The following is a 22,842-nucleotide window of genomic DNA, read 5'->3' as shown; positions in this document are numbered from 1 at the left end:
CACGCCATGGACCGCTTCTACAGCCAAGACCAGAAGGCCCTGCGCGAGACCGCCCGCCGCTTCGCGGAGGCAGAAATCCTGCCGCGCGCCGCGGCGATCGATCGCGAGGACCGCTTCAACCGCGCGCTCTACAAGGGCATGGCCGATCTCGGCCTGTTCGGCATCTGCCTGCGCGAAGGCGCCGGCGGCGCCGGTCTCGATGCGATGGCGGCCTGCATCGCGATGGAGGAGCTGGCGCGCTGCTCCGGCGCGGTCGCCAACGCCTTCGCGATCCCGGTCGAGGCCGTGCTGTTCTTCGATCATCACGGCACCGAGGCACACAAGGCGCTCATCCCACAAATCCTGAGCGGCGACATCATTCCCGCCACCGCCGTCTCCGAACCCGACCACGGCTCCGACGTCGCTGGCATCCGCACCAATGCGGTGCGCGAGGGCAATGGCTGGCGGCTCAACGGCACCAAGGCCTGGGTGACGCTCGGCGGCGTCGCCGACCGCATCATGGTGTTCGCGCGCACCGGCGCGGATGCGGGCCACCGCGCCATCTCCTGTCTTCTCGTCGACGGCGCCCTGCCCGGCATCGCGCGCGGCAAGAACGAAGAGCTACTCGGCATGCACGGCCTCGACGACTGCCAGATCACCTTCTCCGACGTGCGCCTGCCCGCCGACAGCGTAATGGGGCCGGAGAACCGGGCCTTCAAGATGGCCATGAGCAATTTCAACTTCAGCCGGCTGATGATGGCCTCGATGGCGCTAGGCATGGCCCAGGCCGCGTTCGAGGATGCCACGGCTTACGCAAAGGACCGCAAGCAGTTCGGCCAGGCCATCATCGGCTACCAGGCGGTGCAGTTCATGCTCGCGGACATGTCGACCGACATCGCGGCTGCACGCCTGCTGATCCACCACGCCGCGCGCTTGCACGATGCCGGCGAGCCGATCGCCAAGGAAGCGGCACAGGCCAAGCTGTTCACGACCGACATGGCGATGAAGCACGTTTCCAACGCGCTGCAGATCCACGGCGGCAACGGCTATTCGCGCGAGTATCGGATCGAGCGCATCTTCCGCGACGTCCGCCTCGCTCAGATCTACGAGGGCACCAACCAGATCCAGCGGCTGATCATCGCCCGCCAGGTCGAGAAGGAGGCCGCGTGAGGGCATGCTGAGCATCATCACAGCGGCACAGGCCGCCGGTCTCATCCGCGACACTGACACGCTGATCGTCGGCGGCAATGGCGGCACCGGCGCTGCCGAAGCCATTCTCGACGCACTGGAGCAGCGTTTCCTCGGCGGTCACGGCCCGCACAATCTGACGCTGATCAACATCACCGGCGTCGGCGCCGTGACCGAGAAGGGCCTCTGCCATCTCGCCCATGAAGGCCTGATCGCGCGCGTGATCGGCGGCAATTTCGGGCTGCAGGTGCCGTTCATGCGTCTCGTCCGCGATGAGCTGATCGACGCCTACAATTTTCCGCAAGGCGTGATGAGCCAGCTCTGCCGCGCCATGGCCGCGAAGCATCCCGGCGTGCTCACCCATGTCGGCCTCAACACCTACATGGACCCGCGCCAGGACGGCGGGCGCATGAACAAGCGCACCACCGCGCCACTGGTCGACCTGCTTGAGCTGCACGGCCAGTCCTGGCTGCTGTACCGCGTCCCCGCCCCGCCCGACGTCGCCATCATCCGCGGGACCTCGGCCGACGAGGACGGCTATATCAGCATGGAGCACGAGGGCACGACGCGCGAGGATCTGTCGATCGCGCAGGCCGTGCACAATGCCGGCGGCACCGTGATCTGCCAGGTCAAGCGCATCGTGAAGCGCGGCTCGATCCATCCGCAGATGGTCAAGATTCCGGGCTTCCTGATCGACCACGTCGTGCTCGAGCCCGAGCAGATGCAGACCTACGGCACCGCCTATGATCCCGCGCGCTGCGGCGAGACGCGGGTTCCAGAGGCGATGATCACGCCCGATCCGCTCACCGAGCGGCGGGTGATCACCCGCCGCGCCGCCTTCGAATTGCGCCCGCGCGACGTCGTCAATCTCGGCGTCGGCATCTCCGCGATGATCCCCAATGTCGCGGCCGAGGAAGGCATCTCCGACTTGATCACGCTGACGGTGGAATCCGGCGTCGTCGGCGGCGTGCCGGGTCATGCCCGCGAATTCGGCACCGCGATCAATCCGCGCGTCATTCTCGACCAGGCCTATCAGTTCGACTTCTATGACGGCGGCGGCCTCTCCTGCGCCTTCCTCTCCTTCGCCGAGGTGGACGAGGCGGGCAACGTCAACGTCACCCGCTTCGGCGAGCGCCGCGACGGCTCCGGCGGCTTCATCGACATCACCCAGAATGCTAAGCGGCTGATCTTCAGCGGCACCATGACCGGCGGCAAGTTCGACATCGGTGTCGAGAACGGCCGCCTCGCGATCCGGCGCGACGGCGCCTTCCACAAGTTCGTCCCTGAGGTCGGCCAGATCAGCTTCAGCGCCTCGCTTGCCGCGCAGCGCGGCCAGCATGTCAGCTACATCACCGAGCGCGCCGTATTCGAGCTGGAGAGCGGCCACGTGACGCTGACCGAGATCGCGCCCGGCGTGCGGCTGGAAGAGGACATTCTCGCCAATATGGGCTTTCGTCCACGCATCAGCCCGCAACTGAAAGACATGGACCCGCGCATCTTCCGCTCCGGGCCGATGGGCATCGCGCAGAGTTTTAGGGCCCTCCCGGCGCGGCCACGCAAAGTCGCCTGAGGGATCACCATGGACACGAGCGCCCCGATCAATCTCCGCTACGAGGACATCGCGCTCGGCGCGGAGTTCGAGACCGCCGTGCACACCGTGACGGAGGCCGACATCGCAGTCTTCGCCGACGTCACGCGCGACCATCATCCGCTCCATGTCGATGGCGCCTATGCGCGCTCCCGCGGCTTTCCCGCGGTGATTGGCCATGGCCTGTTCGGCCTGTCCCTGATGGAAGGACTGAAGTCGGAGCTGAAGCTGTACGAGGAGACCTCGGTCGCCTCGCTAGGCTGGGACGAGGTCAAATTCAAGGGTCCCATCGTCGCCGGCGATAGCTTGCGGGTGCGCTTCCGATTCGTCGAGAAGCGGCCGACCAAAAACCCCGCGCGCGGCATCGTCGTCGAGACGCTCGACCTCCTCAACCAGCGCGACGAGGTGGTGACCGCGGCCCGCCACATCTCGCTGATCCTGACCCGGCAAGCCGGTGCTGCGGCGGTCACATGACGAGACAACGAAGAAGACTTCGGACCGGAGAACGGCTCCTCTGCCACCCACGATTTGATCGGAGTATTCAGATGCGATTTCCCAAAATCTTCTCCGCCCTCGTTCTTCTGGCCGGCCTGACGCAGGCCGCCGGTGCCCAAACCTGCACGCCGAAGGTTCCGGCGTCGAGCCTGATCGAGGCGCCGAAATGGCAGATGTCGATCAACCCGACGCTGCCGCCGCAGCAATTCGTCGACGACAAGGGCGAGCTGCAGGGGCTCAATGTCGAGCTCGCCCGCGAGATCGCCAAGCGCATCTGCGTCGAGCCGGTGTTCCTGCGCATGGACTTCCCGCCGATGATCCCGGCGCTGCGCTCGGGGCGGTTCGATGCCATCAACACCGGCCTGTTCTGGACCGAGGAGCGCTCGAAGATGCTCTACCTCGTGCCTTATGCGCAGCAGGCGATCAGCATCTACACCGATCCCTCCTCCAGCCTGAAGCTCGAAAAGTTCGAGGATCTCGCCGGCCGCGTCGTCGGCGTGGAATCGGCGACCTACACCGAGCGCAAGGCGCGCGAGTTCAGCACCGCGATGGAGGCCAAGGGCCTCAAGCCGATCGAGCTGCGCACCTTCACCACCGTCACCGCCACTTCGGCGGCGCTGCGCGCCGGCCAGCTCGAGGCCGCGCTCAACATCAACGAGACCGCCAACTCGCTCGAGCAGAAGGGCATCGCAAAGATCTGGGTCCGCGACATCGCCGGCACCGACATCACCTTCGCCTTTCGCGACAAGCAGCTCGCGCAGGCCGCCGCCGATGCCCTCACTGCGATCCGCGCCGACGGCACCTATGACAAGTTGTTCGACAAGTTCGGCATGACCAAGCTGAAGGCCACGACGTTCGCCATTCGCGGCGACGGGCCGACGAATTAACAAGCTTGCGCTGCCTCATGTGTGGCCGCGCATATACGATCGACCCTATCAACAACTGCCGTTGATGGGAGAACAGCATCCGCCCGCTATACTCGTTAGTCGCGGGGAACGCGACCAGCCCATACCCTAGGAACGATTTGATCTCGGATCGATCAGCACGACCATGCGATTAAGTGGCGATTGAGTGACAATTTTCATCTTCGAGAACTGAGGTTGCTCGTCAGCACTCGCACTAGTCTGCGGTCATCCTCGAAAACTTTGCCTTGCAATTGCACCACTGAAGGTCGACCCCATCCGCTTCAGAAGGCTTGCTCCTCGTTGGCTGTCGCAAGATTTTTCTTGCTCTCTCGGTGCACAGGTCGTGCACACACTACCCTCTAAGTATTTGAATTACCTTAACTCTCGTTCCAATCCATCATGGGCGCGGTGGAAAATTTCCAGCGTAAGCCATTCATATTGCTAAGCTATTTTAGCTCCGATCGATCCTATATGTTATTGGACCGACTAAGAAACTTGCCTCGACCACGCTTCCGCAGCTTGGTTCTTCTAGGCTCATTCAGGTCCCGATTGGAAGCGAAAATCGCGCTTTCGGATTCTCAGTGCACACGTCGCGCACACGCGGAGCCGTGTGCACACGCCACCCGCAAGACGTGCGTCTGAAAGGTCGGTGGGATCCAACGCTGCGTTCAACTGACGTTATACTCACTTCGCGGACTGAGTATAACTCGCACGTCGCGTACACTCGCGACCGAATAGTGGGCCTTCTTGATTGACCTTCAAGCGAGTTGCCCGTCCATTTTTAGGCTGGCCCCTAGCATGCCCGTAAACCCGCTGATTAAGAGGCGTATGATTCGTTATCGGAATCGACAGTCATTCCGACAATTGGGTCGATAGAGGTGCATTGAAGCCGCAATGGGGTTTCTCTTTTCGGAATGATAGAGCCCTCGCCTGGCCAGCACACGCCTATCGGAAGAGCGGATCCATTATGCAGCGAAGCGACGCAGAGCTTCGCGACCGGCGGCTAATCACGTCCGGGGTGGCCCCTTGGCGCCAAGAGCCGCCCCGGTCGAGCCATGATTCGCCTCACGATACGCTGAGGACACGCGTCGATGATGCTGGCAACTTCGCGCGTCGGTCCTCTGTACTGACTACGATGTTGACCGAGCGGTCCGCTCTAGCGGGCGCAGATGGTGTCCGATCCTCACACCATCCAGAGTCATCGCTTCCGCCACTTTTAGCTGGTGCCCCGGAGGCTGAAGCAGCACGCGAGCAGTCGACTTGATCATCGAAGCGGGAGTCTGATGGTCCTTTGGGCGGGATTTCCAGCGCAAGAAACGGCTAAACTAAGTCACGCCTTTGCCTGAACCATCCAAGAGCCGCGTCGTCAGTTGGCCTTTGCTTTCACGTATCGACCGGGCGCCGGTTCGCCCGGGGGATAAAGGTTGCTGCCGAGTTGCGCGCGTGCCGGTCGATGTTCCTCCGCCTGAGGCTTGAGCCAGGCGATCCAGTCGTTCCACCAACTGCCCGGCTTCTCTTCCGCATCCGCCAGCCATGCTGCCGGATCCTCGCAGCGCTCGTCCGAAACCCAATAGCTCCGCTTGTTCTTTGATGCCGGGTTGATCACGCCGGCGATATGCCCGCTCGCGCCGAGTACAAACCGGGTATCGCCGCGGAACAGGCTTGTCGTGCGATAGGCGGATCGCCATGGCACGATGTGATCCTCGACGGTCGCCAGAACGTAGGCCGGCACGTCGACCTGCCCCAAATCGACCGGTGTACCGCACATCGTCAATCTACCGGGGTGCCGCAGATTGTTCTCCAGATACATATTGCGGATGTACCAGCAATACATGGGCCCTGGTAGATTGGTGACATCCGCGTTCCAGAACAGGAGATCGAAGCGCTCGGGCGGCTTTCCCTTCAGATAATGGTTGATCACGTTCGGCCATATCAATTCTTTCGAACGCAGGGTCTGGAAGACGAATCCCAGCTCTGCGCCGCGGTAGATACCGCCATTGCCGATCGTCTGCTCGCGTTGTCGCACGCTCTCTTCGTCCACGAACACGCCGAGATCGCCTGGCTCACGGAAATCGAGCATAGTGGTCAGCAAGGTGACGCTGGCGACCGATTGGTCACCGCGCGTCCGCAGGATCGCGAGCGCCGACGACAGGATGGTTCCTCCGACACACCAGCCGACGACATTGATCTTGTCGGCACCCGAGATCGATCGAACGATCTCGATGGCGCGCATCGCACCATGTTCGACATAGTCATCCCACCCAAAGTGCCCGCAAGACGCGTCCGGATTGCGCCAGGACACCACGAACACCGTCAGGCCGTGTTCAACTGCAAACCGGACGAAGGAATTGGCTGGCTGCAGGTCCAGGATGTAAAACTTGTTGATGCAGGGCGGCACGATCAGCAGGGGCCGGGCAGCCACCTGCTCGGTGGCCGGTTCGTATTGAATGAGCTGAAACAGCTCGTTCTCGAACACGACCGCGCCTTTGGATGTTGCGACGTCCTTTCCGACCTCGAATGCGGCCTCGTCCGTGATCGTCAAATTGCCCTTGCTCAGATCCGTCATCAGATTGTCGAGCCCAGCCTTGAGGCTTTGGCCTTCGGTATCGGTCGCGAGCTTGATGACGTCGGGATTGGTGGCGACGAAATTCGTCGGGCTCATCGCCTCGACGAACTGACGCGTGAAGAAACGCAGCCGGTGCTTTTCCTTCTCGTCCAGATCCAGCGCTTCGACGAACTCGATGCAATAGCGTGAGTTCAGCAGGTAGTATTGCTTCAGTGTGCTGCAGAGCGAATTGTCCCGCCACTCGGTGGCATTGAACCGGCGGTCGCCACGCGAAGTTTCGACGGCCGCCTCGCCCTGCCCGCCTGCCGAGGATTTGATGATGTGCTCCGAAAGCTGGTACAAGCCCTTCAGATAGTCCGCCTGCAACTGGGCGATGCGCGCCGATGAATCCAGGGGCGAGCCGAGCACCGCGCCATCACGCTCGCCATTCGCTGCTCCGCCCAGAGAGCGCCACAGGCTGCCCCCCGCCTTCATCAATCCGTCGACAAACTCGTCCGGCATGTTGAATGGCCGATTCATTGGAGATCCCTCACTCAAAAAGGATGACTTGTTCGTTTCCGCGTCGGGAAGCTTCTAACTGGCTCCCTTGCTTTCACACCGCCTTGCATGTCCGGCTGCCCCAGGGCGCCACCCCAGATCGTCAGGCTCCGGAACGAACGATCGCCCCTTCCCTTATCCCGTCCACGTTGACGGCGAGACGCTTGATCTTGTCGTACAAGGTCTGCTTCGGGATGCCCAAAAGCGTTGCGGTTGCCTGCACGTCGCCCTGCTTGCGCCGCAGCGCGTCCTCGATGATCGATCGCTCGATATTTTCGAGCTGTCGAGGCAACGACGGATCCGACGTGCCAAATCCGGATTTGTTGATCGCCTTGCCGTCGAGGACACCAAGCACGAAGCGGTCGGCAACGTTGCGAAGCTCGCGTACGTTCCCCGGCCAGGAATAAGCCAGCAGAGCAGACACCGTCTGCTCATCCAGTATCGGTGCATCACGTTCGAACCGTCTGGCGGCGTCCAGCGCGAAATGCTCGAACAACAGGGGAATGTCTTCGCGCCGCTCCCGGAGCGGCGGCAGTTCGATGAAAGCGACGCCGAGGCGGTAATAGAGATCCGCGCGAAACAGCTTCTTTTCGCTCAGCTCGAACAAGTTCGTCTTGCTCGCCGCCACGACCCGGCAGTCCACCGCGATCGGCTTGTTGGTACCGACGCGTTCGATCGACCGGTCCTGCAGGGACCGGAGTAACTTCACCTGAACACTCAGCGGCATGCTCTCGATTTCGTCGAGAAACAGCGTTCCGCCATTCGCATACTCGATCTTTCCGATGCGCTGGCGGATGGCGCCGGTGAAGGCTCCCACTTCGTGGCCGAACAGCTCGCTCTCGACCAGCGACTCGGGCAGGCCGCCGCAGTTGACTGCGACGTAATTGCCGGCGCGCCGTCCGCTGTGATTATGCAGGCAACGCGCGACCACATCCTTGCCGGTCCCGGTCTCGCCGTAGATCGTGACGTCGACATTGGTGGAGGCCAGCGTGGATACAAGCCTGCGCACTTCCTGGATCTGCGGGGACCGGCCGAGCAGGCTCGCCTCGATCCCCTGGCGGTCCGACAGCGCGGACCGCAGCGAGCGAACCTCCAGGGTCAAGCGTCTCTTTTCAGCCGCCCTCCGTACCACGGATACGAGTTGCTCCGACGAGCACGGCTTCTCGATGAAGTCGTAGGCACCGTTTCGCATCGCCTGCACGGCCATGGAGATATCACCATGTCCGGTGATCAGGATCACGGGCAGGTCCGGATCCAGCCTGCGCAGATCGGACTGCCATTCAAGGCCGCTCTTGCCCCGCAGCCGCACGTCGCAGACCACGACAGAGGGCATGTCGGGGCGCACGGACGCGTTGGCGGTCTCTACCGACGCAAAACCCGAGACCGAGAACCCCGCAAGCTCGAGCGCTTGAACGCCGCCGATGCGGACATCCTCGTCGTCCTCGACGTAGATTACGCCAATGGATTGGTCATCGCCCATGCGAAACCGCCTCTGTCATCTCGGCCAATGGAAGGATCAGGACAAATTCGGCGCCATCAGGAAGATTTCGCCCGTGCAATTCGCCGCCGAAGGAACGTGCGATGTGGTTCGACAGCATCAGGCCAAGGCCGAGGCCCTTGCCCGCCGGCTTGGTCGTTACGAACGGCTCGAACATGCGCCTGAGAACATCGGAGGCGATCGCGGGGCCGCTGTTGCTGATGGCGATGCGGCAGCGGGCGGCTTGCCCCTCTTCCCTGGCGGCCCGGATCACGATCGACTTTCGTTCGGCACCTTCCACGGCATCCAGCGCATTCGCCACGATGTTGCACAATAGTTGCTCGAGCCTCGTCTGGTCGGCGACGACGCTGAGTTCGGCGTCAATGTCCGTCACGACGCCGACGCCCCCTTCCTTCACGCGCGCGGCGAGTATCTTGAGCGACTCACTCACGGCCTGCTCGACCGAGACCGCGTCAAGCGGGCTACTCGACTTGTAGGCGAAAACCCTGAGCTGGCCGGTCAGGCGCCCGAGCCGACGTACCAATTCGCCGATCCGGGTGAGGTTGCCGCGGGCACCGTCGACCGACCCGCGATCGACGAGCAGGATCGCATTGTCGGCCGCTGTCTGCAGCGCCGCCAAAGGCTGGTTCAGTTCATGCACAATTCCGGCCGACATCTGGCCGAGAGCCGCCAGCTTTCCGGCATGGACCAGTTCATCCTGCGCCGCCCGCAGTTCGGCGGTTCGTTCCTGCACCCTGGTTTCGAGCATGTCGTGCGCCGCCTGCAATGCGGCCTGATTGGCCAGCCGTGCCCTGATCGCTCTGCGGCGTTGCACCAGGAGCCCAAGCGCCAGCACGGCAACGACGGCGGCAAGACCTGACAGCGCACCGATGATCAGCGCAGTCTGCCGGGCCGGCGCCTCATCATCGAGAAGCACGAGCTTCCAGAGGCCCCGGTTGATCGGAAGCTCGCTGAGCGTATAGGCCGTCCCGTTTTCGGTGGTCACGCGTGCGCTACCACCCTCGGGCGCAGCCACAGTAGTCCATCCGAGCGGCCTCAGATCATAGTCGGCGTAAGGTTTTGACCGCGCAATCTCGTCGCGCATATTCGGCGACAGCGGTGCCGTCGGGCGGTAGCGCCATGCGTCGCGGGAGGCGAGTATCGTCACGCCCCGTTCGTCGAGGAGGAGTGCGTCGCCGGCAAGATCGCGCCACCCGCGCTCGAACGAATCCAGATTGACCTTGACCGCGGCGATCCCCTTGGTGGCCCCGCCGTCCTTCAGGGCATAGGACAGATAGTAGCCGGCGCGCGCACTGGTGATACCAACACCGAAGAACGCGCCTCGTCCGCCCGCGAGCGCCCCGCTCACATAGGGGCGATACGATAAATTGCGACCGACCGGCGTACCCGGATCATCGAAATCGGCCGCGGCCAGCGCTTCCCCCGAAACGCTCAGGACGTAAAGATTGTCGGCCCCGGCAAGCAGGTTGATCGACTTCAGATACAGGCTGACCGATTGCTGCAGCGCAGGATCGGCGGGATCGCCGAGCAACTTGAATACGCTTGGGGATGTCTCGAGCAGCGACGGCAGATATTCAAATCTGGAGAGATAACCGTCGAGCCTGGCGGCTTCCACCGCAAGCCGCTGCTGGGCCGCCACGTGCAAACGGTCAAGTCCCCGCTGGAAAGCCAGGGCATATCCGAGCCACGAAGCGGCTGCGACCAAGGCAAGCGCCGCTATCCCGCGAATAAGCCAGCGTGTGGAGCTGGACGCCATCGAACTGACTCCAGAACTCCTCTTGACGTTCACCAGGGATGCAAGCTCCGTCATCTTGTGAACCGGGACAAACCAAAGAGCGTCGGCCATGACAAAGGACGGCTCACGCATAGTCTAACTCTATGGTTTTGCCCCGGAATACGCGATAGGAAAATCCGGTATAGGCGACGATGACGGGCAGCGTGATGCAGACCCCGATCAGGATGATCTTGAGCGAATCCGGGCTACTGGCGGCTTCCCAAACCGTAAGCCTGTCGATCACCACGAAGGGGTAGATGCTGTAGCTCAGGCCGAGAAAGCTCAGGAGGAAGACCAGTACGAGCAAGGCAAACGGCAACCAGCACAGGGAACCGCGTACGGCGGATGAGCCGAGCAGCACGCGCACAGTCACGAGCGCGATTCCCGCAGTGATCGGGATCGACGCCACGGCGATGATCGCCGGCAAGGTAAACCACCGCACGCGGACGGTCTCGCTGATCCAGGGCGTCGCCATCGAAATCAGGATCAGGCCGAGGACCATGGGTGGCCAGGCGATCTTGCTCCACCCGATCGCCTTGTCCTGCAGCGGACCATCCGTCTTCATCACCAGCCACGTGGCGCCAAGCAGCGCGTAGGCCATTGGCAGCGCGACCGCGATGGCGCCGGCAAAGATCAGATAATTCCAGCCCTCTCCGAAGCCGCTGATATAGCGGCCGAGCATCCAGCCCTGACAAACCGAGGCAAGCATCGAGCCCGCGATGAACAGGCGGTCCCACATCGCTTTCCGGCTGGCTTTGGCCTTGACCCTGAAGTCGAAAGCTGCGCCGCGCAGGATCAGGCCGACCAGCATGAGCGTGGTCGGCAGGTACAGTTCCGACAGCACCAGCCCGTGTGCCTTGGGGAAGGCAATCAGGAGAAGCCCGACGCCGAGCACCAGCCAGGTTTCATTGGCGTCCCAGAACGGACCGATGGATGCGACCATCGTGTCCCGCTCCTTGGGTGTCGCCCGATGCATCAGCATGCCGACCCCGAGATCATAGCCGTCGCTGACGACGTAGATGAGCAGCGATACGCCCATCAAGCCGATGAAGATCAGCGGCAGCAATTCGTCGAACGACATCGAAGTCATGCGAATTCTCCCTCGCGCCGATAAGGCTGCGGCTCCCCTGGCAGGCCGGCCGGCGCGCCGGCATACGACTTCTTGTCGGCGGTCTCGGCCATGTATTTGAGCACGCCGATATAGGCCGCGAGCAGCGCCAGATAGAGCGCGATATAGAGGGAGAGTGTCACCGCGATGCTCGATGACGGCACTCGCGAAGCAACGTCAGCGGTTCGAACCAGACCGGACACGATGAAGGGCTGCCGTCCGATCTCCGTGACGTACCATCCGGCAATGGTCGCGACCCAGCCGGAAAAGGTCATGCCCGCGAATATCCGGAGAAGCGATCGCGGCATTTTGGCGAAATCCCAGCCGTCGCGCCAATGCCGCCACAGGCCGATCCAGCTGACGAGCAGCATCAGGATGCCGGTGCCCACCATGATCCGAAATGACCAGAACAGCGGCAGCACAGGCGGATGGGCCGAGGGAAACTCGTTCAGGCCCCTGAGCTCCCCTTCGGGATCGTGCCGGAGGATCAGGCTCGCGAGCTTCGGCACCGCCAGCTCGAAATGGTTCGTTCTCGCCGCATCATCCGGGATGGCGAACAGCAGTAGCGGCGCGCCGCGCGTGGTCTCCCAAATGCCTTCGACCGCCGCGATCTTCTGCGGCTGATGTTTGAGCGTATTGATCCCGTGAAAGTCGCCCGCCACCATCTGTGCCGGCGCGGCCAGCGCTGCAAGGATGAGCCCGGTCCGCAACACGCGTGACGCGCTGGTTACAGCGACCCCTTTCAGGAGTTGCCAGGCGCTGACCCCGATCAGCAGGAACGCACAGGTCAGCGCGGACGCGAGTATCATATGGACCAGGCGATACGGAAAGGAGGGATTGAAGACGATCTCCAGCCAGTTGCGCGCGTGAAACTGACCGTTGACGATGTCGTATCCGGCGGGCGTCTGCATCCATGAATTGAGAGCCAGGATCCAGAAAGCGCTCATCAAGGTGCCGAAGGCGACGAGGACGGTCGCGCCCAGGTGAACCATCTCGCCGACCCGGCGATGGCCGAATAGCATGACGCCGAGAAACCCCGCTTCCAGGAAGAAGGCGGTCAGCACCTCATAACCGAGCAGCGGGCCGGCGATGTTGCCGACGCGCTCCATGTACCCCGGCCAGTTGGTGCCGAACTGGAAGCTCATGGTGACTCCGCTGACGACGCCAAGCGCGAATGTCAGGGCGAACACCTTCGTCCATTGACGGTAGGCGCGAAGCCAATCGAGCTTCTGCTGCGGACCAGTCGCGCGCAGGTGCTTGAATCTGAAGAAGAGCAGCACCCAGCCCAGCGCGATCGAAATCGACGGGAATAGAATATGGAAGGTGACGTTGGCGGCGAACTGCATGCGCGCAAGGAACACGGCGTCCATCAACATTCCTCCGGGTTCAAGCAGCACCGCTACGTGAGTGAAATGCGCCTCAATGCAGCTTCACATGCGGCTCGGTGCGTCGGGTGATCAGGCGGGCGAGCGTGTCGAGCGCGACCTTCACCGGGCCATGCAGCGCGTGTTCATGCATCTTGTAGAGCGACAGGTACATCATCCGCGCGAACATGCCTTCGAACACGAGGCTGCCGCCCACGAGCGCGCCCATCATCGAGCCGACCGTGCTGAATTCGCCGAGCGACACCAGGGATCCGAAATCCCTGTAACGATAGTCCTTGACCGACTCGCTCCGCAGGTAGCGCGGAATCTGCGAATAGAGATGGGAGGCCTGCTGGTGAGCCGCTTGCGCGCGCGGCGGCACGTTGCCGCGCTCGCCCCATGAGCAGGCCGAACAGTCACCGATGGCGAAGATGGCGTTGTCGCGCGTCGTCTGCAGCGTCGGCCGAACGACGAGCTGGTTGATCCGGTTAGTTTCGAGGCCGGCGATGCCCTTCAGGAAGTCGGGCGCCTTGACGCCGGCCGCCCAGACGATCAGCTCGGCGGGGATCGTCTGGCCATCCGTCAGACTCACATGGTCCTTGGCAATCTCGGAGACTTTGGCACCGGTGAGTACGTTGACCCCCAGTCTGGCGAGCAGCTTCTCGGTCTCCTTCGAAACCCGTTCGGGCAGCGCGGGAAGCACGCGATCAGCGGCTTCGATCAGGGTGATGCTGATGTCCTTCTGCGGATCAACCTGGTCGAGGCCATACGCCACCACTTCCCGTGTCGTCCTGTGGAGCTCCGCGGCCAGCTCGACGCCGGTCGCGCCGGCGCCGATGATCGCGACCTTCAACTGATGGATTCCCAGAGGCGACGTTTGGGCATGGGCGCGGATACAGGCGTTGACCATTCGCTCGTGGAACCGCTTCGCATCGACCTGCGATTCCAGCTTGATCGCATGATCGGCGACGCCGGGCGTGCCGAAATCGTTATTCTGGCTTCCGACAGTTACGACAAGGACGTCATAGTCGAAGGTCCGCTTCGGCGTGACCTCGCGGCCTTCGGAGTCGAGATAGGGCGCGACCAGCACCTGGCGGCGATCCCGGTCGATCCCGATCATCTCCCCGATGCGATAGCGGAAGCCGTGCCAGTAGGACTGCGCGAGATAGTCGACTTCGTGAGCCGAGATATCCATGCTGCCGGCTGCGATCTCGTGCAGCTTCGGCTTCCACACATGGGTGCGGTTTCGCTCGATCAGCGTGACGTCGAGCTTGCCCTTGCGTCCGTACTTGTCGCCAAGGCGGGTCGCAAGCTCCAGTCCGCCGGCTCCGCCGCCGACGATCACAATCCGGGGTTTTTCCAGTTGCGGCTTACTCATGATGGCCTCGACCAATCGCGCTCACAACCCGCCCAAGCATATCGTCCCTATCAGGTCCGGTCGGATACCGCATCCGCGACCGCGACCGCCGCCATGTTCACGATCCGCCGGACGGTGGACGATGGCGTGAGAATGTGGGCAGGCTTCGCCGCGCCGAGCAGGATGCCGCCGACCGTCAGTCCCTGCCCCGCCGCCATCCTGAGTAAGTTGTAGGAGATGTTGGCGGCATCGAGATTAGGCATCACCAGCACGTTCGCCGGACCCTCGAAGCTGGAATCCTGAAATTCGTGGTGCAGTACGGACGGCGACAGCGCAGCGTCGCCGCGCATCTCGCCCTCCACCGCGAGATCAGGGGATCGCTTGAGAATGATCGCCCGCGCTTCCCGCATCTTGTGCGCTTCCGGGACCGCGGAGCTTCCGAAGCTCGAATGCGACAGCAACGCCACCCTCGGCGTGATGCCGAATCGCCTGACCTCCGCCGCCGCCATCAATGCGATGTCGGCGACCTGTTCGGCGGTCGGATTAAGATTGCAGTGGGTGTCGCAAATGAACAGCTGATGCTGCTGCAGGATAAGCATCTGCATCACGGCGAGCGTCTGCAGGCCCTCGCGCCTTCCGATCACGTTGCGGATCGCCGCCAGGTGATCGGACGTCCTGCCGATGACACCGCACAGCATCGCATCGCCGAGGCCCCTTTCGAGAAGGATCGAGGCGAGAACGGTCGCGTTGCTGCGCGTCTCCGACAGGGCCAAGGCGGCTGACACGCCGTCACGCTTCCTGCGCCCGTGGTAGACATCCGCACATTGGGAATAGACTTCAGAATCGTGCGGATCGATGATCTCGCAGTCGCTGCCAGGCCTGAGCCGGAGACCGAAGGACTTGATCCGCTCCTCGATGGTCGACGGCCGGCCAACCAGCAACGGCTTTGCGATCCGCTCGTCGACGACCACCTGTGCTGCGCGCAGCACGCGCTCGTCTTCGCCCTCGGCCAGAAGCAGCGCCTTTCCGCTTCCCTTCGCCACCGAGAACACCGGCTGCATCGCGTTGCCGGAATGGTAGACGAAGCGGCTCAGCTGCTGGCGATAGACCTCCATGTCCGCGATCGGACGCCTGGCGACGCCGCTGTCCGCCGCAGCCTTGGCAACCGCGGGCGCCACGACCTCGATGAGCCGCGGATCGAGCGGCTTTGGAATGAGATAGTCGCGGCCAAAGCGAAGGTTTTCGCCCTTGTACGCAACTGCCACGACCTCGGGCACTTCCGCCATGGCCAGATCCGCGAGCGCGCGTACCGTCGCGAGCTTCATCTCCTCGTTGATGGTCGTCGCTCCGCAGTCGAGCGCGCCCCTGAAGATGAAGGGAAAGCACAGAACGTTATTGATCTGATTGGGATAGTCCGATCGCCCCGTGCCAATGATCGCGTCGGGGCGAACCGCCAACGCGTCTTCCGGCATGATCTCGGGAATCGGGTTGGCCATAGCAAAGATCAGGGGATCTCGTGCCATCCTCTTGACCATGTCTTGCGTCAGCACCTTGCCGGCTGACAGGCCAAGAAAGATATCGGCATCCTGGATGATCTCGTCGAGCTTCCGCGCCTCCGTTTTCACCGCATAGCGCGCCTTGTTGTCGTCCATGCCTTCCGTGCGGCCGGCATAGACGACGCCTTTCGCGTCTGTGACGATGATGCGGTCCTGCGGCAGGCCGAGGCTAACGATGAGATCGAGACAGGCCAACGCAGCGGCGCCGGCGCCGGAACAAACCAGCTTGACGTCAGAGATGTCCTTCTTGACCAGCTTCAACCCGTTGAGGATCGCCGCCGCCGCAATGATCGCGGTGCCGTGCTGATCATCATGGAAGACCGGAATCTTCATGCGCTTGCGGAGCTGCTGTTCGATGTAGAAGCACTCCGGCGCCTTGATGTCCTCAAGGTTGATGCCGCCGAAGGTCGGCTCCATCCTGGCGATGGTTTCGATCAAAGCGTCGGGATCCTCCTCGGCGAGCTCGATGTCGAACACATCGATGCCAGCGAACTTCTTGAACAGGCACGCCTTGCCTTCCATGACGGGTTTGCCCGCCAGAGCCCCGATATTGCCAAGCCCAAGCACGGCGGTGCCGTTGGTGACGACGGCCACCAGGTTGCTGCGCGCGGTCAGCTGGTCCGCCTGTAACGGGTCCTTGGCGATGACAAGACAGGGCTCCGCGACGCCAGGCGAATAGGCGAGCGACAGATCGCGTTGCGTCGCCATCGCCGTGGTCGGCATGACCGAAATCTTTCCCGGCCTCGGCAGGCGATGATATTCGAGTGCGGCTTCCCTCAGATCCTGGTCCATCCTATTCCCCGTTCTTACGCTTGATCGATGGGCGGATACGCCCCTGTTGCCCTTTGCGGTTGGTCCGACCTCAGGTGCTTCCGCCACGCGCCCGCATCGCGGCCATGCCCTCCTCGAAACGCCGCCGCAGTATTTCGACTGTCTGCTTCTGCTGTTCGGTCGCGGTCTCGGCGAGTTGGCGCATGTTGGCGAGCGCCGTCTCGAAGCCTTGCCGGGCGATCTCGGCGCGCCTTCCCGCCGCGGCTTCATTGCCTGCCTCGGCGGCGATCGCCGTCATCGTTTCCTGGAAGACCTCCGCCTGTCGCGCCATCAGGTTTCGCCAGCTGTCATAGGCCGAGCGGTTGACCTCGATCAGGGCGTCGATGTTCTTCTTCTCCATCTCGAGCAACGCCTTCATATCGACGCCGCTGATCTGGCAGGATTCGATGAGCTTGGCGAAGTCGAGACCCGGGAGGCCCCAGTCGGCGGAGCCTGCCTTCGGTTTGCTGTCAGACATTTCCCTCTCCTTCATTGGTCGTTACTGCTCGTCTCGGCTAGCCGGGATCGGCGCCGGTCGTCCCTCGGCATCCAGTGCAACGAAGGTGAAGATTCCCTCCGTCACCTTCACACGTTCACCTAGGCGCCTGCGCAGTGCCCAGGCCTCCAGGCGGATCGCCAGCGACGTGCGTCCGATACGCTCGGGCGACGCGTAAACGCACAGGACATCCCCCACATGGACCGGCTTGATGAAATGCATCGCCTCGATTGCCACCGTGGCGACGCGCCCTTGCGCCCGCTGGCCGGCATGGATACCGCCCGCGATGTCCATCTGCGAAAGCACCCAGCCACCGAAGATGTCGCCGCTCGGATTTGCGTCCGCCGGCATGGCGAGCGTCCGTGTCGTGAGATCCCCTCGCGGCTGCATCGACATGGCGGCGGCTCAAACCATGTGCTGGCCGCCGTTGGCGGATATCGTCGATCCCGTGATGAAGCCGGCATCGTCGGATGCCAAGAACACCACCACGCGCGCGATCTCGCTTGGCTCACCCAAGCGGCCGACAGGGATCTGCGGCAGGATGCTCTTCGCGACGACGTCGGGGTTGATCGCCTTGACCATCTCGGTGGCGATGTAGCCGGGGCAGATCGTATTGACCGTGATGCCGGCGCGCGCGCCCTCCTGGGCCAACGCTTTGACGAAGCCGATGTCACCCGCCTTGGCGGCGGAATAATTGACCTGCCCCATCTGGCCCTTCTGGCCGTTGATCGAGGAGATGCAGATCACCCGGCCGAACTTGCGCTCGCGCATCCCTTCCCACACGGGCCGGGTCATGTTGAATAGCGAGTTCAAGTTGGTATTGATGACCGCGTACCATTGCTCCGGCGTCATCCTGTGGAACATGCCGTCCTTGGTGATGCCGGCATTGTTGACGAGCACGTCCACCGGACCGAGGTCCGCTTCAACCTGCTTTAGGCCGGCGGCGCAGGCCTCGTAGCTCGACACGTCCCATTTGTAGACGTTAATGCCGGTCTCGGCCTTGAACTTGGCGGCGGCTTCGTCATTGCCTGCATAGCTCGCAGCCACCTTGTAGCCGGCCGCCTTGAGTGCAACCGAGATCGCTTCGCCTATGCCGCGCGTTCCGCCGGTTACCACTGCAACCCTGGACATTATCCCCTCCTGATCGGTTCATGTTGTATTCGCCGGCTCCAGGGAGCCGTCGTCGTTCGCGGACGGCCTGTTGTCGTCCGCGTCTCGTTCCAGCCGAATGGATCGGCCGCCGGCCTAGCGCTCGACCGTCAGGGCGACGCCCATGCCGCCGCCAATACACAGCGTGGCAAGGCCTTTCTTGGCGTTGCGCTTCTGCATCTCGAACAGCAGCGTCGTCAGCACCCGCGCGCCGGAGGCGCCAATTGGATGGCCGATGGCGATGGCGCCGCCGTTGACGTTGACGATCGACGGATCCCAACCCATGTCCTTGTTGACGGCGATGGCCTGCGCCGCGAAGGCTTCGTTGGCCTCGACGAGATCGAGATCCCCGACCTTCCAACCGGCCTTCTCGAGCGCCTTTCGGGAAGCAGGGATCGGCCCCGAGCCCATCACGGCGGGATCGACGCCCGCGGTCGCCCAGGAGACGATCTTGGCAAGCGGGGTGAGACCACGCTTTTTGGCTTCATCAGCGCTCATCAGAACCAGGGCCGCTGCACCGTCGTTCAGCCCGGACGCATTGCCCGCAGTCACCGAGCCTTCCTTGTTGAAGGCGGGCTTCAGCTTGGCGAGCGCGTCCTGCGTGGTGCCGGGACGGATGTATTCGTCCTGGTCGACGACGACGTCGCCCTTCCGCGTCTTGACGGTGACGGGGACGATCTCGTCCTTGAAGCGGCCGGCCTTCTGCGCGTCCTCGGCCTTGTTCTGCGAGGCGGTAGCGAACGCGTCCTGCTCTTCCCGGGTGATCTGCCATTTGGCAGCGATGTTCTCGGCGGTGACGCCCATGTGATAGCCGTGGAAGGCATCCAGCAGGCCATCCTTCAGCATGGAGTCGATGAACTTGACGTCGCCCATCTTGGTGCCGTTGCGCAGGTGCGACAGGTGCGGGGCCATCGACATGGACTCCATGCCGCCGGCGACGATGCCATTGGCATCGCCATTGGCGATCTGCTGCAGGCCGAGCGCGACCGAGCGCAGTCCCGAGCCGCAGAGCTGGTTCATGCCCCACGCCGTCTTCTCCTGCGGAATGCCGGCTGCCATCGCGGCCTGCCGTGCCGGATTCTGCCCCTCGCCGCCGGCGAGGACTTGGCCGAGAATGACCTCGTCGACCTCTTCAGGGGCGACTTTGGCGCGCTCAAGAGCGCCCTTGATCGCCACAGCCCCGAGCTCATGGGCGGTCAACGCGCCGAATGCTCCGTTGAAGGAACCAACCGGCGTTCGCGCCGCAGAGACAATTACTACGTCCGTCATGATCAACTCCCCGTTCTCTTCTGATTTGAACGAATGGCCGTTTGCACCGCGCCACCGTCAGAGACCTCGTCCCTCGGTGACGGCGGTCTCGAAGTCCGTAGGATCAATGTCCCGCTCGAGTCCGGAGCGCAACTTCTCGCGGTCAAGCTCGCCTTCCCACCACGCCACCACCACGCAGGCAACGCCGTTGCCGCAGAGGTTGGTGAGCGCCCGGCATTCGCTCATGAACTTGTCGATGCCGAGCACGATCGCCATACCGGGGAGCAGTTCGGGCCTGACAGCGGCAAGCGTGCCTGCGAGCGTGATGAATCCCGCACCCGTGATGCCGGAAGCGCCTTTCGAGGTCAGCATCGCGACGACGAGGATCGTCATCTGTTCGCCGAAGGAGAGCTCGACGTTCATCGCCTGGGCGATGAAGAGCGTCGCCAGGGTCATATAGATGTTAGTGCCGTCGAGGTTGAAGGAATAGCCGGTTGGCACTACCAAACCGACGACGGACTTGGAGCAGCCGAGTTTCTCCAGCTTCTCCATCATCTGCGGCAGCGCGCTCTCCGAGGACGAGGTGCCGAGCACGATCAGCAGCTCGTCCTTGATGTATTTGAGGAACTTGAGGATCGAGAAGCCGGCGATGCGGGCGATGATGCCGAGCCCAACGACCACGAACAGAAGCGCCGTGAGATAGAAAGTCGCGATCAGGCCGGCGAGATTGCCAAGCGCCTGGGGGCCATAGCGACCGATCGTATAGGCCATCGCGCCGAAGGCTCCGATCGGCGCGGCCTTGACCACAATCGAAATGACGCCGAACATCGCATGGGCAACGTCGTCCACGAACGACCGGACGGTATGAGCCCGCTCGCCGAGCCCCATCAGCGCAAAGCCGAACAGGATGGCAAACAGCAGGACCTGGAGAATCTCGCCCTGGGCGAATGCCCCGACGACGGTATCCGGAATAATGTGCAGAACGAAGTCGACCGACTTCATCTCGCTCGCCTGCTTGGCGTAGCCTGCCACGGCCGCGGCGTTCGACTGCCCCTGGAAACCTGAGCCGGGGCGCAGCACATTGGCGACGATCAGGCCCAGCGCCAGCGCAAAGGTCGAAACGACCTCGAAGTAGATCAACGCCTTGACCGCGACCCGGCCGACCTTCTTGACCTCCGAAATGTGGGCAATGCCGGAGACGACCGTGCAGAAGATGATCGGTGCAATGGCCATCTTGATGAGCTTGACGAAGCCGTCGCCCATCGCCTTGATCCAGTCGTTCTTGCCGAGATCCGGCCAAAGCCAACCGACAATGACGCCGAGCACGATCGCCGCGAGCACCTGGACATAGAGAACCCGGTAGAACGGCTTCTTCTGCGTCGCAGCTATCGTTCCGGACGTCGCAATGGTCGCTCCAGACATTGTTTCTCCCTCCCTTATCTCGCTGCCCGCTGCTTAGAAGGCAGACGGCGCTATTTCTTTTTCTGCGGCGGCAGATCGGTGCAGTGCCCCTCAAAAACCTCCGCTGCCATGCCGATGGACTCGCCGAGCGTCGGGTGCGGATGAATGGTCTTGCCGATATCGGCTGGCTCGCAGCCCATCTCGACGGCAAGGCAGATCTCGCTGATGAGATCGCCCGCATGGGTGCCGACGATGCCGCCGCCGATCACGCGGTGTGTCGCCGCGTCGAACAGCAGCTTGGTAAAACCCTCGTCACGGCCATTGGCGATGGCGCGACCGGAGGCCGCCCACGGGAAGACCGACTTGCCGAACTTGATGCCCTCGGCCTTGCACTCGTCCTCAGTCTTGCCGGCCCAGGCGACCTCCGGATCGGTGTAGGCAACGGACGGAATCTGCCGCGCGTCGAAGTATGACTTTTCGCCGTGGGCGACCTCGGCGGCCACATGGGCTTCGTGCACCGCCTTGTGCGCCAGCATGGGCTGGCCGACGATATCGCCGATCGCGAAGATATGCGCGACGTTGGTGCGCATCTGGTTGTCGACGTCGATGAAGCCGCGCTCGGTCACGACAACACCGGCCTTCTCGGCCCCGATCTTCTTGCCGTTCGGGCTTCGGCCGACCGAGACGAGAACGAGGTCATAGACTTCCGGCCCGGCCGGCGCCTGCTCGCCCTCGAAGCCCACCTCGATTCCGGCTGCGGTCGCCTTGGCACCGACGGTCTTGGTCTTCAACATGACCTTGTTGAAGCGCTTTGCGTTCATCTTCTCCCACACCTTGACCAGGTCGCGGTCGGCGCCCTGCATCAGACCGTCGAGCATTTCGACGACGTCGATGCGCGCGCCGAGCGTCGAATAGACCGTCGCCATTTCGAGGCCAATGATGCCGCCACCGATCACCAGCATGCGCTTGGGGATCGACTTCAGCAGCAGCGCTCCGGTCGAATCGACGATCCGCGGATCCTCGGGAAGGAACGGCAGCTTTACGGCCTGGCTGCCTGCAGCGATGATGGCCTTGGCGAACTTGACCGTCTTCTTGCCACCCGCCGAGACGACTTCGAGATGATGCGAATCGAGGAAGGCGCCGACACCGGTCACGACCTCGACCTTGCGGGCCTTCGCCATACCGGCAAGGCCGCCGGTCAGCTTCTTGATGACGCCGTCCTTGAACCCACGCAGCTTGTCGAGATCGACCTGCGGCGTACCGAAGGTGATGCCATGGTCGGGCAGATGCTTGACCTCGTCGATCACGGATGCCGTGTGCAGCAGCGCCTTGCTGGGAATGCAGCCGACATTGAGGCAAACGCCGCCGAGCGTGTCGTAACGTTCGACCAGCACGGTCTTCATGCCGAGATCGGCGGCGCGGAAGGCGGCGGAGTAGCCGCCGGGACCGGCACCCAGCACCAGCACGTCGCATTCGAGATCCGCCTTGCCCGAATGGGACGCGGCGGCGGGCGCAACGGGTGGCGCCGCTGCGGTCGGCGGCGATGCCGGCGCTGGCACTGGTGCAGCCGCGGCTCCCGCCGTCTCCAGCATCAGGATGACAGATCCCTCGCTGACCTTGTCGTCGACCTTGACCTTGACCTCCTTGACGATACCGGCGTGCGAGGACGGGATCTCCATCGACGCCTTGTCGGACTCGACCATGATGAGGCTGGTGTTGACCGCCACGGTCTCTCCCGGCTTCACCATGACTTCGATGACGGCGACGTCCTTGAAGTCGCCGATGTCAGGGACCTTGACTTCGATCTGCTGAGCCATGCTGCT

General features: G+C 63.0%; 17 protein-coding genes. 4 read left to right on the top strand and 13 right to left on the bottom strand.

Translation table 11 applies throughout. The annotated features are described in order from the left end of the window. Positions 1-6 precede the first annotated feature (6 nt). The 4 genes from CVM73_RS06050 (at position 7) to CVM73_RS06035 (ending at position 4,137) form a co-directional block, all read left to right on the top strand. Complete coding sequence (locus CVM73_RS06050) at positions 7-1,149, top strand: acyl-CoA dehydrogenase family protein (RefSeq protein WP_100231088.1); 1,143 nt, start codon at positions 7-9, stop codon at positions 1,147-1,149. Between the two features lie 4 nt (positions 1,150-1,153). Then, on the top strand, positions 1,154-2,737 hold the full coding sequence (locus CVM73_RS06045) for an acyl CoA:acetate/3-ketoacid CoA transferase (RefSeq protein WP_100231087.1): 1,584 nt from the start codon (positions 1,154-1,156) through the stop codon (positions 2,735-2,737). Positions 2,738-2,746: 9 nt separating this feature from the next. Then, positions 2,747-3,229 carry a MaoC family dehydratase gene (locus CVM73_RS06040; RefSeq protein WP_100231086.1) on the top strand — a complete coding sequence of 161 codons (483 nt, stop codon included), beginning with the start codon at positions 2,747-2,749 and terminating at the stop codon, positions 3,227-3,229. Positions 3,230-3,300: 71 nt separating this feature from the next. Further along, positions 3,301-4,137 (top strand): transporter substrate-binding domain-containing protein, encoded by an 837-nt coding sequence (locus tag CVM73_RS06035; protein ID WP_100231085.1) that lies wholly within the window; start codon positions 3,301-3,303, stop codon positions 4,135-4,137. 1,384 nt (positions 4,138-5,521) lie between these two features. Here the strand turns inward: CVM73_RS06035 and phaC are convergent. From phaC to lpdA, 13 genes are all read right to left on the bottom strand, one after another. After that, complete coding sequence (phaC, locus tag CVM73_RS06030; RefSeq protein WP_100231084.1) at positions 5,522-7,240, bottom strand: class I poly(R)-hydroxyalkanoic acid synthase; 1,719 nt, start codon at positions 7,238-7,240, stop codon at positions 5,522-5,524. Positions 7,241-7,361: 121 nt separating this feature from the next. Beyond that, on the bottom strand, positions 7,362-8,738 hold the full coding sequence (locus CVM73_RS06025; protein WP_100231083.1) for a sigma-54-dependent transcriptional regulator: 1,377 nt from the start codon (positions 8,736-8,738) through the stop codon (positions 7,362-7,364). Further along, entirely contained in the window at positions 8,728-10,512 is a 1,785-nt protein-coding gene (locus tag CVM73_RS06020; RefSeq protein ID WP_245452227.1) for a sensor histidine kinase, read from the bottom strand. The genes CVM73_RS06025 and CVM73_RS06020 overlap by 11 nt, the downstream gene beginning before the upstream one ends. A gap of 103 nt (positions 10,513-10,615) precedes the next feature. After that, a complete protein-coding gene (locus CVM73_RS06015) occupies positions 10,616-11,596 on the bottom strand; it encodes a cytochrome d ubiquinol oxidase subunit II (protein WP_245452226.1) in 981 nt (326 codons plus the stop codon). A 20-nt stretch (positions 11,597-11,616) separates the two neighbouring features. Continuing rightward, positions 11,617-13,008, bottom strand: a complete 1,392-nt coding sequence (locus CVM73_RS06010) for a cytochrome ubiquinol oxidase subunit I (RefSeq protein ID WP_208639171.1) — start codon at positions 13,006-13,008, stop codon at positions 11,617-11,619. A 49-nt stretch (positions 13,009-13,057) separates the two neighbouring features. Beyond that, positions 13,058-14,380 carry an NAD(P)/FAD-dependent oxidoreductase gene (locus tag CVM73_RS06005; RefSeq protein ID WP_100231140.1) on the bottom strand — a complete coding sequence of 441 codons (1,323 nt, stop codon included), beginning with the start codon at positions 14,378-14,380 and terminating at the stop codon, positions 13,058-13,060. Positions 14,381-14,430: 50 nt separating this feature from the next. Continuing rightward, on the bottom strand, positions 14,431-16,707 hold the full coding sequence (locus tag CVM73_RS06000; protein ID WP_100231079.1) for an NADP-dependent malic enzyme: 2,277 nt from the start codon (positions 16,705-16,707) through the stop codon (positions 14,431-14,433). Between the two features lie 70 nt (positions 16,708-16,777). Further along, entirely contained in the window at positions 16,778-17,203 is a 426-nt protein-coding gene (gene phaP / locus CVM73_RS05995; protein WP_158237544.1) for a TIGR01841 family phasin, read from the bottom strand. Positions 17,204-17,224: 21 nt separating this feature from the next. Continuing rightward, positions 17,225-17,617, bottom strand: a complete 393-nt coding sequence (locus tag CVM73_RS05990; RefSeq protein WP_100231077.1) for an acyl-CoA thioesterase — start codon at positions 17,615-17,617, stop codon at positions 17,225-17,227. 9 nt (positions 17,618-17,626) lie between these two features. Next, a complete protein-coding gene (phbB, locus tag CVM73_RS05985; protein WP_100231076.1) occupies positions 17,627-18,352 on the bottom strand; it encodes an acetoacetyl-CoA reductase in 726 nt (241 codons plus the stop codon). A 114-nt stretch (positions 18,353-18,466) separates the two neighbouring features. Further along, positions 18,467-19,639 carry an acetyl-CoA C-acetyltransferase gene (locus tag CVM73_RS05980; protein WP_100231139.1) on the bottom strand — a complete coding sequence of 391 codons (1,173 nt, stop codon included), beginning with the start codon at positions 19,637-19,639 and terminating at the stop codon, positions 18,467-18,469. A 57-nt stretch (positions 19,640-19,696) separates the two neighbouring features. Continuing rightward, entirely contained in the window at positions 19,697-21,040 is a 1,344-nt protein-coding gene (locus CVM73_RS05975; protein WP_100231075.1) for a dicarboxylate/amino acid:cation symporter, read from the bottom strand. Between the two features lie 50 nt (positions 21,041-21,090). Continuing rightward, positions 21,091-22,836, bottom strand: a complete 1,746-nt coding sequence (gene lpdA / locus CVM73_RS05970) for a dihydrolipoyl dehydrogenase (protein ID WP_100231074.1) — start codon at positions 22,834-22,836, stop codon at positions 21,091-21,093. Between the last annotated feature and the right edge of the window lie 6 nt (positions 22,837-22,842).

It is taken from the genome of Bradyrhizobium forestalis, from assembly GCF_002795245.1.
GTDB classification, from domain to species: domain Bacteria; phylum Pseudomonadota; class Alphaproteobacteria; order Rhizobiales; family Xanthobacteraceae; genus Bradyrhizobium; species Bradyrhizobium forestalis.
Note: the sequence above shows the minus strand (reverse complement) of the source record. Positions and strands in the feature narration are given on the sequence as shown.

Bases quoted from the DNA above. Each gene is read 5' to 3' on its own strand.
- CVM73_RS06020 (WP_245452227.1), bottom strand. From the start codon at position 10,512: ATGGCGTCCAGCTCCACACGCTGGCTTATTCGCGGGATAGCGGCGCTT.
- CVM73_RS06035 (WP_100231085.1), top strand. From the start codon at position 3,301: ATGCGATTTCCCAAAATCTTCTCCGCCCTCGTTCTTCTGGCCGGCCTG.
- CVM73_RS06025 (WP_100231083.1), bottom strand. From the start codon at position 8,738: ATGGGCGATGACCAATCCATTGGCGTAATCTACGTCGAGGACGACGAG.
- CVM73_RS06000 (WP_100231079.1), bottom strand. From the start codon at position 16,707: ATGGACCAGGATCTGAGGGAAGCCGCACTCGAATATCATCGCCTGCCG.
- CVM73_RS05980 (WP_100231139.1), bottom strand. From the start codon at position 19,639: ATGACGGACGTAGTAATTGTCTCTGCGGCGCGAACGCCGGTTGGTTCC.
- phaP (WP_158237544.1), bottom strand. From the start codon at position 17,203: ATGTCTGACAGCAAACCGAAGGCAGGCTCCGCCGACTGGGGCCTCCCG.
- CVM73_RS05990 (WP_100231077.1), bottom strand. From the start codon at position 17,617: ATGTCGATGCAGCCGCGAGGGGATCTCACGACACGGACGCTCGCCATG.
- CVM73_RS06005 (WP_100231140.1), bottom strand. From the start codon at position 14,380: ATGAGTAAGCCGCAACTGGAAAAACCCCGGATTGTGATCGTCGGCGGC.
- phbB (WP_100231076.1), bottom strand. From the start codon at position 18,352: ATGTCCAGGGTTGCAGTGGTAACCGGCGGAACGCGCGGCATAGGCGAA.
- CVM73_RS06010 (WP_208639171.1), bottom strand. From the start codon at position 13,008: ATGGACGCCGTGTTCCTTGCGCGCATGCAGTTCGCCGCCAACGTCACC.
- CVM73_RS06050 (WP_100231088.1), top strand. From the start codon at position 7: ATGGACCGCTTCTACAGCCAAGACCAGAAGGCCCTGCGCGAGACCGCC.
- phaC (WP_100231084.1), bottom strand. From the start codon at position 7,240: ATGAATCGGCCATTCAACATGCCGGACGAGTTTGTCGACGGATTGATG.
- CVM73_RS05975 (WP_100231075.1), bottom strand. From the start codon at position 21,040: ATGTCTGGAGCGACCATTGCGACGTCCGGAACGATAGCTGCGACGCAG.
- CVM73_RS06040 (WP_100231086.1), top strand. From the start codon at position 2,747: ATGGACACGAGCGCCCCGATCAATCTCCGCTACGAGGACATCGCGCTC.
- lpdA (WP_100231074.1), bottom strand. From the start codon at position 22,836: ATGGCTCAGCAGATCGAAGTCAAGGTCCCTGACATCGGCGACTTCAAG.
- CVM73_RS06045 (WP_100231087.1), top strand. From the start codon at position 1,154: ATGCTGAGCATCATCACAGCGGCACAGGCCGCCGGTCTCATCCGCGAC.